Source organism: Bacteroides sp. M10, assembly GCF_014334015.1.
Classification (GTDB): domain Bacteria; phylum Bacteroidota; class Bacteroidia; order Bacteroidales; family Bacteroidaceae; genus Bacteroides; species Bacteroides intestinigallinarum.
In genome coordinates, this window is sequence record NZ_CP060488.1 from 2,684,972 (window position 1) to 2,697,999 (window position 13,028).

Annotated in this window: 9 protein-coding genes; all 9 read left to right on the forward strand. The window is 39.5% G+C overall.

Features of this window, described 5'->3' with window-relative positions; all coding sequences use genetic code 11:
* Nucleotides 1-9 precede the first annotated feature (9 nt).
* The 9 genes from H8796_RS09480 (at nucleotide 10) to H8796_RS09520 (ending at nucleotide 13,019) form a co-directional block, all read left to right on the forward strand.
* Nucleotides 10-849, forward strand: a complete 840-nt coding sequence (locus H8796_RS09480; RefSeq protein ID WP_004304934.1) for a peptidylprolyl isomerase — start codon at nucleotides 10-12, stop codon at nucleotides 847-849.
* A gap of 5 nt (nucleotides 850-854) precedes the next feature.
* Nucleotides 855-2,093, forward strand: a complete 1,239-nt coding sequence (locus H8796_RS09485; protein ID WP_117936060.1) for a pitrilysin family protein — start codon at nucleotides 855-857, stop codon at nucleotides 2,091-2,093.
* Between the two features lie 84 nt (nucleotides 2,094-2,177).
* Nucleotides 2,178-3,536: an MATE family efflux transporter gene (locus H8796_RS09490; protein ID WP_008997864.1), complete on the forward strand. Its 1,359-nt coding sequence runs from the start codon at nucleotides 2,178-2,180 to the stop codon at nucleotides 3,534-3,536.
* A gap of 40 nt (nucleotides 3,537-3,576) precedes the next feature.
* Complete coding sequence (locus tag H8796_RS09495) at nucleotides 3,577-5,907, forward strand: ATP-binding protein (protein WP_117936058.1); 2,331 nt, start codon at nucleotides 3,577-3,579, stop codon at nucleotides 5,905-5,907.
* Nucleotides 5,908-5,972: 65 nt separating this feature from the next.
* Nucleotides 5,973-6,548 (forward strand): RNA polymerase sigma-70 factor, encoded by a 576-nt coding sequence (locus H8796_RS09500; RefSeq protein ID WP_187343964.1) that lies wholly within the window; start codon nucleotides 5,973-5,975, stop codon nucleotides 6,546-6,548.
* A 33-nt stretch (nucleotides 6,549-6,581) separates the two neighbouring features.
* On the forward strand, nucleotides 6,582-7,754 hold the full coding sequence (locus H8796_RS09505) for a FecR family protein (protein ID WP_117936054.1): 1,173 nt from the start codon (nucleotides 6,582-6,584) through the stop codon (nucleotides 7,752-7,754).
* Between the two features lie 16 nt (nucleotides 7,755-7,770).
* Nucleotides 7,771-11,115 (forward strand): SusC/RagA family TonB-linked outer membrane protein, encoded by a 3,345-nt coding sequence (locus H8796_RS09510; protein WP_117936051.1) that lies wholly within the window; start codon nucleotides 7,771-7,773, stop codon nucleotides 11,113-11,115.
* Nucleotides 11,116-11,135: 20 nt separating this feature from the next.
* Entirely contained in the window at nucleotides 11,136-12,551 is a 1,416-nt protein-coding gene (locus tag H8796_RS09515; RefSeq protein WP_117936049.1) for a RagB/SusD family nutrient uptake outer membrane protein, read from the forward strand.
* Nucleotides 12,552-12,563: 12 nt separating this feature from the next.
* The gene (locus H8796_RS09520) at nucleotides 12,564-13,019 is read left to right on the forward strand and encodes a hypothetical protein (RefSeq protein WP_117936047.1); all 456 of its coding nucleotides are present in this window, start codon (nucleotides 12,564-12,566) and stop codon (nucleotides 13,017-13,019) included.
* The last annotated feature ends 9 nt before the right edge of the window (nucleotides 13,020-13,028 follow it).

Below are 13,028 nucleotides of genomic sequence, written 5' to 3' on the forward strand. Positions count from 1 at the left end.
AAAAGTGTTATGAAAAAGATTCTATTGATAATATTAACCATATCGTTTTGCGGACTTACTGCCTGCAAAACCGGAACAAAAAAAGGAGGAGACATGGATAAAGAAACGTTGGTAAAGATTGAAACAACTGTAGGAGATATCGAGGTGAAACTATATAATGAGACACCGAAACATCGTGATAATTTTATCAAACTGGTGAAGGACGGTGTTTATGAAGGCACACTGTTTCATCGTGTTATCAAAGATTTTATGATTCAGGCTGGTGACCCGGACTCAAAGAATGCACCGAAAGGAAAAATGCTGGGTACGGGAGATGTAGGTTATACTGTTCCCGCTGAATTTGTATATCCTAAATATTTCCATAAGAAAGGTGCCCTGTCCGCTGCCCGTCAGGGAGATAATGTGAACCCGAAGAAAGAATCTTCCGGTTGTCAGTTCTATATCGTGACAGGTAAGGTGTTCAATGACTCTACCTTGCTGGGTATGGAAAGCCAGATGAATGAGAATAAGATTAATGTTATTTTCAATACGCTGGCACAGAAACACATGAAGGAAATTTATAAGATGCGAAAAGCAAATGACGAAAACGGTCTTTATGATTTGCAGGAAAAGTTGTTTGCAGAGGCACAGGAAATGGCAGCCAAACAACCGGAATTTCATTTCACTCCGGAACAGATTGAAGCCTATACAACGGTGGGAGGAACTCCGCATCTGGATGGCGAATATACTGTGTTCGGCGAAGTAGTGAAAGGTTTGGATATTGTGGATAAAATCCAGCAGGTGAAAACCGACCGTAGCGATCGTCCCGAAGAAGATGTAAAAATAACAAAGGTGACAATACTTGACTGAAATATATGAAAATCAACAGGCATATTCTTGATAATGGGTTACGTCTGGTACATTCGCAGGACGAAAGTACGCAGATGGTTGCCCTTAATATATTATATAATGTGGGAGCTCGCGACGAAGATCCCGAACATACCGGTTTTGCCCATTTGTTCGAACACCTGATGTTCGGAGGGTCGGTGAATATTCCCGATTATGATATGCCGCTTCAACTGGCGGGTGGAGAGAATAATGCCTGGACGAATAATGATATAACCAATTACTACCTCACTGTACCTCGTCAGAATGTAGAAACCGGCTTTTGGTTGGAATCCGACCGGATGTTGAGTCTTGATTTTAGCAAACGGAGTCTGGAGGTACAGCGGGGAGTAGTAATGGAAGAATTCAAACAGCGATGTTTGAATCAGCCTTATGGGGATATCGGACATCTTTTGCGTCCTCTGGCTTATCAGACGCATCCTTATCAATGGCCTACTATTGGAAAAGAGTTGTCGCATATTGCCAATGCTACGCTGGAAGAAGTGGAGGCATTCTTTTTCCGTTTTTATGCTCCTAATAATGCTATATTAGCTGTGACCGGCAATATCTCTTTCGAAGAGGCGGTTGCTTTGACAGAAAAATGGTTCGGCTCTATTCCTCGTCGGGAAGTTCCTCAACGGAACCTGCCACAGGAGCAGGAACAGACGGAAGAGCGCCGGCTGACGGTAGAGAGAAATGTTCCTCTCGATTCTTTATTTATGGCATACCACATGCCTGCCCATTGCCATCCGGATTATTATGCATTTGATATTCTGTCGGATGTGTTGAGTAACGGGCGTTCCAGCCGTTTGAGCCAGCGTTTGGTACAGCAGAAACAATTATTCTCAAGTATAGATGCCTATATTTCCGGCAGTGTAGATGCGGGGTTATTCCATATTAGTGGTAAACCTTCGGCAGGTGTCACCCTGGAACAAGCGGAAGCGGCAGTACGGGAAGAACTGGATTTGTTGCAACAAGAATTGGTTGACGAACAGGAACTGGAAAAGGTGAAGAATAAATTTGAGTCTACCCAGATATTCGGCAACATCAATTATTTAAATGTGGCAACCAACCTGGCTTGGTACGAATTGCTTGGTCGGGCGGAGGACATGGAAAAAGAGGTCGATCGTTATCGGTCTGTCACAGCCGAACAATTGCGGGCGGTAGCTCAATCTGCTTTCCGTAAGGAGAACGGAGTAATACTTTATTATAAGAAACAACAAAATTAAATTCTCCCTTTTTATAATCTATCAGTGAAAGGGAAAAGTCCCTTTGCCTGAAAATGGAGATACGTTTAGGTAACGGAAAAGTAAATGAGACATATTTATAGTACATATAAAGAGCATTATAAAGCACTAATTTTTCTCGGACTGCCGATTGTGATCGGTCAAATAGGAGTAATCGTTCTTGGATTTGCGGATACGTTAATGATCGGACATCATAGTACGATTGAGCTGGGAGCAGCTTCCTTCGTCAATAATGTGTTCAATCTGGCGATAATTTTCAGCACGGGTTTTTCGTATGGGTTGACTCCGATTGTGGGAGGTTTGTATGGAACCCGCCAGTATGCCCCTGCGGGACAGGCTTTACGCAACAGTTTGCTGGCAAACCTGATGGTTGCATTGCTGCTGACTATCTGTATGACTGTTCTTTATCTAAATATAGAACGTCTCGGACAGCCGGAAGAATTGATTCCCCTGATTAAGCCGTATTACCTTGTTTTGCTCGCTTCACTCGTGTTTGTTATGCTTTTCAATGGATTCAAGCAGTTTACAGACGGAATTACGGATACAAAAACCGCTATGTGGATATTGCTTGGTGGAAATGTCTTGAATATCATAGGAAACTATATCCTGATTTATGGAAAGCTCGGATTGCCCGAGTTAGGTCTGTTGGGAGCAGGTATCAGCACGCTGTTCTCGCGTATCGTGATGGTGATTATATTTATCATCATCTTTATGCGTAGTCCGCGTTTTGTCCGCTATAAGATTGGCTTTTTCCGTTTGGGATGGTCACGAGCTATATTTGGACGTTTGAACGGCCTCGGATGGCCGGTTGCTTTTCAAATGGGAATGGAGACAGCCTCCTTTAGTCTAAGTGCGATCATGATCGGTTGGCTGGGTACTATCGCTCTGGCTTCTCATCAGGTTATGCTGGCTATTTCACAGTTTACATTTATGATGTATTACGGTATGGGTGCCGCTGTGGCTGTTCGTGTCAGTAATTTCAAAGGTCAGAATGATATCATCAATGTACGTCGTTCTGCCTATGCAGGTTTTCATCTGATGATGACATTGGGCGTTGTGCTTTCTTTGATTGTCTTCCTTTGCCGGAATTACTTGGGAGGCTGGTTTACCGACAGTCAGGAAGTGGCTGCTATGGTGACCTCTCTAATCTTCCCTTTCCTCGTTTATCAGTTTGGCGACGGACTGCAGATTACTTTCGCCAACGCTTTGCGTGGAATTTCAGATGTAAAACTAATGATGGTGATTGCTTTTGTCGCCTATTTCATTATTTCCCTTCCTGTAGGTTATTTCTGTGGCTTTGTGATGGGATGGGGAGTAGTAGGTGTCTGGATGGCGTTCCCTTTTGGCTTGACAAGCGCAGGATTGATGCTTTGGTGGCGTTTTCACCACATGACGAAACTCCCCGAACCTCATCCCAAAACCTGATACTAAATACTTGATACTTAAAACTTAATACTTAACCCCAATGGCTTCCTTCCGTTTTACAAAGTTGAAAATAACCGCCGGTTACACTTTGTTGCTGGCGATCCTCCTTTTCTCGCTGGTGTTTGTACATCGTGAGATGGAAGCGTTGTCGGCCGCCGACGATCAACAGAATTTAAGAACAGACAGTCTATTGACCCTTCTCCATGAGAAAGATCAAAACACGATTCAGATGTTGCGGGTGCTAAGTGAGGCAAACGACAGTCTTCTCTCTGCTTCGGAAATCGAAGAAATCATTTCCGAACAGGATTCTGTTATTACCCAGCAGCGGGTACAACATCGGGTCATAACCAAGCGTGACTCTTTAATCACTACTCCTAAAAAGAAGGGATTCTTTAAGCGACTCGCCGAAGTGTTTTCCCCTTCTAAACAAGACAGTGCCGTATTAGTAAATACATCGTTGGAAGTCGCCACCGATACCATTCTTCAACCTACCACTTCCAAAGACTCTCTTCAGCAGAAAATCCGCATGGCTACCGAAGAAAAACGACTGCAACGGAGGAAAACAATCCGGCGTACCAGTACAAAGTACCAGCGGATGAATACGCAGTTGACGGCACGGATGGATAGCCTGATTAAACAATATGAGGAAGAAATGACCTTGCGTGCCCGTCAGGATGCTGAACTTCAGCAGGAAGTGAGGATGCGGTCGGCACGTATCATCGGCGGTATCGCGGTTGGTGCTGTACTATTATCTGCTTTTTTCCTGATATTGATTATGCGGGATATCTCCCGTAGCAACCGTTACCGCCAGCAATTGGAGGTGGCGAATAAACGGGCGGAAGATTTACTGATCGCCCGTGAAAAATTGATGCTTGCCATTACCCATGATTTTAAAGCTCCGTTAGGCTCAATTATGGGATATACCGAACTCCTGTCCCGATTGACAGAAGATGAACGGCAACGATTCTACCTCGACAATATGAAAAGCTCTTCAGAACATTTATTGAAGTTAGTCAGTGACTTGCTTGATTTCCACCGACTTGATCTCAATAAAGCGGAAGTGAATCGTGTAACCTTTAACCCCTCCCAGCTATTTGATGAAATTTATGTCAGTTTCGAACCCCTGACTGCTGCCAAAGGATTAGCCTTGCAATGTCACGTCGCTCCGGAACTGAACGGAGGATATATCAGCGATCCTTTGCGACTCCGGCAAATTGTGAATAACCTTTTGTCCAATGCCGTAAAATTTACTCAAAAAGGCGAGATCAGTCTGACCGCCGGTTATGATTCTTCAAAGTTAACCATTGCCATAGCCGATACAGGAAAAGGAATGGCGTCAGAAGATCGTGAACGCATTTTCCAGGAGTTTACACGTCTTTCCGGCGCACAGGGAGAAGAAGGATTCGGGCTTGGATTGTCTATTGTGAAGAAGCTGGTTACCTTGCTTGAGGGAACAATCGACGTGCAGAGTACATTAGGTGAGGGGAGCTGTTTTACGGTCGTTCTGCCTCTGTATCCGGTAGGTAAATCCCTTACAGAGAGCGAATCTCCGGAAAGTGAATCTTCGGAGAATGAAAGTCCATACGCTCCCAAACAGTCGGCTGCCATTCCTCCCATGAAAGTCATTCGTGTGCTTTTGATTGATGACGATAAAATTCAGCTGAATCTGACTGCTGCCATGTTGAAACAGCATGGTATTGATGCGGTATGTTGTGAACAGCTGGAACAGCTGATTGAACAACTTCGCTCTTCCGTCTTCGATGTATTGCTGACAGATATACAAATGCCTGCCATTAACGGGTTTGATCTGGTAAAACTATTACGGGCTTCTAATATACCACAAGCAAAAACAATTCCTGTTATTGCTGTGACTGCCCGTAGTGAGATGGATAAAGCCGCTTTACATGAACATGGTTTTGCCGGTTGTTTGCATAAACCGTTTACAGTAAAGGAATTGTTGCTAACAGTAAATGAAGGTCAACTTTCGGCCGATGAAGCGCATATAACAGAAGATATGCAACTAAATGTAAATGCACTCACTTCTTTTTCGGAGGATGATCCTGAAGCTACACATTCCATTATCCAAACATTTATAGAGGAAACACAAAAGAGTGCTGATCGGATGGCGCAGGCATTAAATGCCAAGGAGGTGGATGAAATAGCTGCAATAGCTCACAAACTTCTTCCTCTTTTTACATTGATTGGAGCTGGGAATGCTGTAATTCTACTGAGTTGGTTGGAGGCAAGGCGTGGGGAGGACTTTTCTACGGAAATAAATGAAAAGGTTGAGAGCATTCTTCAAGAAATTCAGAAAATCTTGAAAGAGGTAAACGGTGTAGAGTGTTCGAATATTCTTAATTCTGAAATATGATTTAATGTTTATTTATTGTTTTTTTCTATCGTTTATTTCTATATTTGCTGTCTAAAACTTGCTAAATGATACGTGAGCCTGGTTTTTCTATTAATCGGAAAGATATATTTGAAAGATTGTTCAGTGATTATTACGGGATATTAGTATGTTATGCTCAAAAATATACGAAACGTGAAGATATAGCTGAAGATATCGTACAAGATGTATTTGCATCTTTGTGGGAAGAAAATCGTATATTTCCTTCGCAAGCGAATTTTCGTTCATTTCTTTATATTTCGATAAGAAATGCGGCTTTTGATTATTTGCGACATCAAAATGTAGAAAGTCGTTATATTGAAGAAGCTTTGACTGCAAATCGTTTCTTGTCGGATGATTCTTCTCAGAAAGAAGAAGTTTTTCGCTTACTCTTTAAACAGATTGATTTACTTCCGGAACGTTGTCGGGAAATATTCCTGTTACATCTGGAAGGCTATGACAATGATGCTATTGCTAAAAAATTATCGTTGTCAATAGAAACTGTTAAAACTCAAAAGAAACGTGCAATGAAAACTCTTCGGAACAATCTGAAAGAGAAATTGCAAAAAAAATATCCAGATACCTCATTTTTTATTTTTTTCTTGTACCTCGATTTATATCTATAATCGTTTGTGTAATACAAATGATAATTAGATAGTATGGAGATTGAAAAACTAATTGTTAAATACTTGGTCGGGTGTTTATCTAAAGAAGAAGACCAAATTCTAAGAAAATGGCTGCAAGAGGATGAATCTCATCAGAGTTTTTTTCAGAAAATCAACTTGGATAAGACTGCTGTTGAGGATTATCGTCAATATCATCGTTTTGATGCTAAATCGGATGAGGCTTTCCGTAAAGTATGGACCTCTTTACATAAGGGAACTAGAAGGATATCAACGCAAAGAAAAATAGGCTTTTTTTCTCGTCGTTGGTTGAAGATTGCTTGTGCTCTACTGATATTGCTATTTTCTGTAGGGGGAGGACTCTATTTTTACTATGAGGCATCACGAATAACTCCTGGAGAGTCAAAAGCAATATTGACTTTAGAAGATGGTAGTGCTAAACAATTGAAAAAATCTGGGCAAGAACATTGGATTTATATAGGTGATACGCCTATTGCAAGAGAGTATGATGGGATGATTGTTTATCATATTCCAGAAACATCAAAAGTAGAAATAAGTCAACAGAATACTTTGTCTGTTCCACGTGGAGGAGAATTTCGATTAACTTTATCGGATGGAACAAGGGTACATTTGAATTCTTTATCAGAGTTGAAATATCCGGTTAGTTTTAAAGGTATGAATGAACGGACTGTAGAATTGAAAGGGGAGGCGTTTTTTGAAATAGCAAAAGATTCATTGCATCCATTTAAAGTAGAAACTCAAGGAATTTTGATACAGCAGTTTGGGACGGCGTTTAATGTGAAGTCTCGTGTGGAAGGAAAAGTTGAAGTTGCTTTAGTGCAGGGTAGCATTGGAATTTATACTCAATCTCAAAAGTTGCATAAACTATCACCTGGACAGCTAGCCATATGGGATGCTTCTACGGATCTTTTATCAGTTGAAAATAAAGATTTGTTATTAAATACCGCTTGGCATTCTAATCGTTTTATTTTTTATGATGAGAGTCTGGGAAGTCTGATGGAAGAACTTGCATTGTGGTATAATGTAGATGTTGATTTCTTAGATAAATCATTGAAAGAACTTCATTTCACAGGCAGTTTGTATCGATATGACGATATAGCTGTCATTTTGAATGCTATCGAAGAGACAGTAAATGTTGACTTTAAGATTTCCGGACTTCGTATTAAAATTGATCGGAAGAATAAATAATAATATATAAGTGATTATGAGAATTCTAATTATTATAATGTTGCTATGTACAACATTGATCCCTAATTACCTGTATGCCATTTCTCATGAAAATTATAGTGAGGAATCGTTCTTGTTCGTTGGTGAAGATTATATGCAAGAGAATTATAAGGTAACGTTACATTTGAGTGGTGTTTCTGTTAGTACATTGTTTAATGAGATCCAAAAACAGACCAAACTGGATTTTGTTTATAATACAGAATTATTGGAGACTATAACACCGATTTCCGTTACGGCAGAAAAGGAATCTGTTTTTGATGTTTTGAATCGTTTGTTTAATGGAACAGGTTTTATTTTTAAAAAGTCTGGCAATATTATCACTGTTAATAAAAAAGAAGAACTACAGCAGGATGATAAATTCTTAGTAACAGGAGAAGTAAAGGATGATGCCGGTGAACCATTAGTTGGTGTAACTATACAACAAAAGGATACTCGTAATATTACGATAACGGATATGGATGGACGCTATTCAATTCAAGTGTCTAGTAAGGCAGAGGCTTTTTTAACTTTTTCATTTGTGGGGATGAAAACGAAAACAGTACCCGTTAAGGGAAGAGTACTTAATGTAAAACTTGTTCAGGATGCGATTTCTATTGATGATGTCGTGGTTGTAGGAGCGTATGGTACAGCACAAAAGAGGTTAGACCAAGTCGGTAGTGCTTTTCAAGTGAATGCTGACCAGTTAAAAGCACTACCAGCTTTACGAGTGGATAAAATGTTGGATGGCTTGATTCCGGGAGTGAAAATTGATCCGAATACAGATTCACCGGATAATACACGTGCACGCTACAATGTAAGGGTTCGTGGAGATGCTTCTCTATCTGCTTCGAACGAGCCATTGTGGGTTGTGGATGGGACTCCTATTTATACAGGTGAACATACTAATTTGATTCCTGGAATGAGTACGACTATTAGTCCGTTATCTTTTATCAATCCTGATGATATTGAGTCAATAACAGTACTAAAGGATGCTACGGCAACTTCCATTTACGGAGCGAATGGTGCAAACGGAGTCATATTGATAACAACTAAAAAAGGAAAAGAAGGTGACTTGCGTATTCATTTAACGGCTCAATATGGGGTTGCAAAGATTGATAAGAGCACTAGTCCGAAAGTTCTGAATGCCAATCAATATCTAATGTTAGCTAAGGAAGCTTATCAAAATGCAGGGAACGATTTAAAATACTTTCCCTATACTGATAATGAAATGAACAAATACAGCCTTACAAATACAGATTGGACAGATGTGTTTTATGATACCGCTAATACTTTTCAAACAAATTTATCTTTAATGGGAGGAGCTCGGAATACGGCGTATTATTTATCAGCTTCTTATTTAGAGAATACAGCAACGGTGAAAGGGAATAAACAACAGCGTTTTTCTATTCGTTCTAATTTGGATTTTACTTTTCTTCGAAAGTTTAAGGTCTCGGTTGATCTTGCTACTTCTTATAATGTGAACGATTTGTTTAATCCAGGAAGGGATTATTATGAGTACTTACCGATATTTGAACCATATAATGAAGATGGAACTTTTCGTCTTTACAATAAGGTTATATCCGGAAAAGAAACGGATGGAAGTCCTAAATGGTCGGAAAACCGTTTCTTGAACAGTGTAGCGGAAAGGGAAGAGAATATTTACAATCAAAAGACTTTATATACGAATGCCAATTTAATGTTGAGGTATGATATTCTTTCAGGGTTATCTTACACAGGACAATTTGGTGTTGATTATCAGTCTGGTAAGGAAGAAATTTATTATGCTCGTACTAATTGGTCCGGAATGACGAGCGCTGATGGTCCGATAGGTTATTCCACTAGAAATTCATTAAATATGATGAACTGGACTACTGTACATCGCATTAATTATAAGCAGTCTTTTGATAAACATGATATAAGTGGATTATTGGGGATTGAGGCTGGTTCACAGGACTATGTGACACTTGGAGTTACAGGGTCAGGCTTCATAAATGATCATATTCAAGATGTGTCTTATGCAAAAGAGCGTAAAGGGACTAATACTAGTAAGACGAAACGCAAAGCTTCTATGTTAGGACAGCTTAGTTATTCTTACGATCATCGATATTATGTGACATTAAATGGACGTAGAGACGGAAATTCACAATTTGGGTCAGATGTACGCTGGGCTAATTTTGGTTCTATAGGAGTTTCTTGGAATATTCAGAATGAGAGTTTCTACAATATTCCATGGATGAATATTTTGAAAATAAAAGCTAGTTATGGAGCAAATGGAAATTCCCGCTTAGGTTCTCAGGAAGCTCTTGGCTTATATTCTTATGGGGAAAGTTATTCTTATGCAGGAGAAATAGGTGGTGTTATGTCGGGGTGTCCAAACAGCCGTTTGAGTTGGGAAACTACTTATATGACAAATATAGGTGTTCGTGTACGCTTGTTCGATCGTTTGGATATAGAAGTTGAAGGGTATCATAATAAGACAACTAATTTGTTGAGTAATTTAGATGTTTCTCGAACGACAGGTGATACTCGTGTGTATAGAAATGTGGGAACAATATTAAATAAAGGGATTGAAGTGACTATAACTAGTCACAATTTCCGGCCGAAGAAAGATGGTGATTTCAGTTGGTTAACTGATCTGAATCTAGCACATAATAGTAATAAACTCTTAGAACTATATAATGGCATTCAGAAAAATATGGGTGAGATGGTTTGGAGGGAAGGATATGACATACATACATATAACTTAGTACGCTGGGCTGGAGTTGATCCTCGTGATGGAGCACCTTTGTGGTATGATGCAAAAGGGAATATAACACGAATTTACAGTACGGATAACCGAGTCCCGTATAAGAGTTCAACTCCTGTTCTAGCTGGTGGCTTGACAAATACTTTAACGTACAAAGATTTTAGTTTACGTTTTATGTTCAATTATTCAATAGGAGGCTACGGATTTACATCTTTCGGTAGGGCAAGTAATTCGGATGGGTTGAATATAATGACGGAAAATCAGTCTATTGACCAGTTGAATCGTTGGCAAAAATCTGGTGATTTAGCACTGAACCCTAAACCAATATGGGGAGTCTCTACTCAGTCGGTGATGAACTCTACCCGTTATTTGTATAACAAAACTCAGGTTCGTTTGCAGAATCTAGTATTTTCCTATCGAATTCCCCGGACAATTCTACATTCGACTGGCTTAAAAGATTGTTCTATTTCCTTGATTGGAGATAATTTATGGGTCTGGACCCCTTATTCGGGAAAGGATCATAATTCTTATAAAACATGTATGAGTGGTTATCCGATGGAAAGATATTTCTCGATAGCACTAAATATAGGATTATAATTAAATAGGTTTAAGATAACATGAAAAAAAGAATATATCTACTAGTCGGTGCTTTATGCATCATTATGCAATTGATTAGCAGTTGTACCAATTTTTTAGAAGTTGAAGAAAAAGGAAAAACGACAATCCCTTCATTCCTTTCAGATCCTGACGGACTGAATGCAGGGCTGGTTGGCGCATATAATAAGATGTATGCTTATTATGACAATGAGTTTACAAAATATCCGGATGTTGCCGGAAATATGTTATCAATGAAGTATGTCTCTGCAGGAGCAGATATGCTTGATCAGTATAATTTTACTTCTGATGCTTTACAAGAGACAGGAGCTGTAGGGTATATTTGGCGTAAAATATATGAAGCCTTGGCAAATGTTAATAATGTAATTCAATATCAGCCTCAGGTGATCTCAGCTTATCCGAATGCAAAGGATATGTGTCAACGTATTCTCGGAGAAGCTTTATTCTTGAGGGCATTGTGTCATTTCGATTTATGTAGGGTATATGCACAGCCTTATAATTACACGTCAGATGCTTCACACTTAGGAGTTCCTATTCTATTAAAAACTCCAGGTCCCGATGATAATGTTTCCAGAGAGAGTGTGAAGAAAGTATACTTACAAATTTTAGCAGATTTGGAACGAGCTGCCGATTGTTTCAGGGGCATTGAAGCAAATGGAATATATTATGCTTCTTTACAAGCGGTCAACGCATTATATTCGAGAGTCTATTTGTATATGGAAGATTGGAATAACGCCCTGAAGTATGCAAAACTGGCAATTGGAACAGGGCAACTGTCTCAAGGAGATACCTATTTAAATATGTATCAGGATCTTTCTACTGCGGGAGAAGCTATCTTTCGGTTGAATGGAATAGATCAATCAGGAAAATTAAAGGCTTTTTATGATGCTTCCTGTGTTCCCGCAGATACATTATTTACGTTATTCGATGAAGGGGATATCCGTCTTGGCTTACTTAGAAATAAGGATGGAATAGCTTATTGTTCCAAATATTATTCTCTAAAACAGCCGGATAACCAAGTGAATAGGGATGATCCATTTGTTTTTCGTCTTTCCGAAATGTATATGAATGCTGCTGAAGCAGCTTGGCATCTGAAAGATTATACAGCTGCTTCCGGATATATTAAATCTATTTTGGAGCGTGCTGTAGATACAGACTATGCAGTCAATGTACTTAGTCAATATTCAGACGCAAAACTGATACAACTGATAGAGAAGGAACGTGTAAAGGAACTCTGTTTTGAGGGACATAACTTCTTTGACATTATACGCTGGAAGCAGGATCTTAAACGTGAGGAAAACACGAATTCTTCAGTGGAAAAGATCGTTTATCCTAGTGATTATTTTGTATTGCCTATTCCGCAAGTAGAATTGAATGCGAATACAAATATGCAACCCAATCCGACAGTAAACAATTAAAATAAATCATTTATGAGATCACTATACTTTATATTACTAATAAGCTGCTTTTGGGCATGTACTACTGATGAGAAAGAGCCTTATGATACGCCTTTTATTCATATTATGACAGATAAAGGTGTATCTAAAGTTATTGTCAAGTCTGATGTGAATAACATCAATACTTACAGTGTGTATCTAAGTTCGAAACCTCTGACTGAGAATCTGGAAGTGAACTATCAAGTCATAGTGGGAGATGGTCTGAAATCAGGTGTTGATTTTGAACTGGTAACAAAGGGTAGTACATTAACTTTTCTACCGGGTATTTATGATATGCCCATACGCATCCGATGGATGCCAAATCATTTAGATGAGAACAAAGACAATACAATAACCATTCGTTTGACTGGCAATAATCAAGGACTGACTATGGGACTTCCAGGTCCCGACGGGTTACAGCGCGAACTGGTGATAGAGAAACAGAATTAATGAAGGAGT